Source organism: Streptomyces mutabilis (assembly GCF_014649815.1).
Classification (GTDB): Bacteria; Actinomycetota; Actinomycetes; order Streptomycetales; family Streptomycetaceae; genus Streptomyces; species Streptomyces mutabilis.
Genome location: NZ_BMTT01000248.1, coordinates 1 through 571, shown reverse-complemented (window position 1 = coordinate 571; position 571 = coordinate 1). Strand labels below are relative to the sequence as shown.

Annotated in this window: 1 protein-coding gene; it reads right to left on the bottom strand. The window is 56.2% G+C overall.

Translation table 11 applies throughout. The annotated features are described in order from the left end of the window. Positions 1-79 precede the first annotated feature (79 nt). Positions 80-571, bottom strand: a 492-nt coding sequence (locus IE142_RS40195) for a signal recognition particle subunit SRP54 (RefSeq protein ID WP_229831291.1), incomplete at its 5' end; no start/stop codon positions are given.

Genomic DNA, 571 nt, shown 5'->3' with positions numbered 1-571 from the left:
CCCAGGAAGCGGTATCACCACAAAACAAAAAGATACAGGAGAGAAAAGAAAATTGACATGAAAAGAAACAATGTTGGGATCACCGTCCTCTACCGCGTCCTCCTGCGCCCATCAATCCGCTCATTTGGCTCATCATCCCCTGTAGGTCCATACCTCGAAGGCCTGGCAGACCACCACCGCCGCCTTGTCCCTGGAGCATTTGCATCATCTTGGCCATATCGCCCATACCGGGCATTCCAGGGAAACCTGCGCCACCTGCGCCACCCATGGAGGCCATGCGCTTCTGCATCGCGGCGAGCTGCTGTTCTTTATTGCCACCCTTGAGCATATTCTGGGCTCGTTGCATCTGCTTCTTCTGCCCACCGACGCGCTTGGCCATACCGGCCATCATGCGGTGCTGCGACAGAAGGTCTTCGACCTCGCGCACGGTCGTGCCGCTACCACAGGCGATGCGGACCATCCGGCTAGGCTGCTCCACAAAGACCTTGCCATCGCTGTCAAGCTCTGCCGTAGTCATACTGTCAAAAATGTAGATCATGCGGCGGAGTTTAAGCGAGCCATCTTCATCACC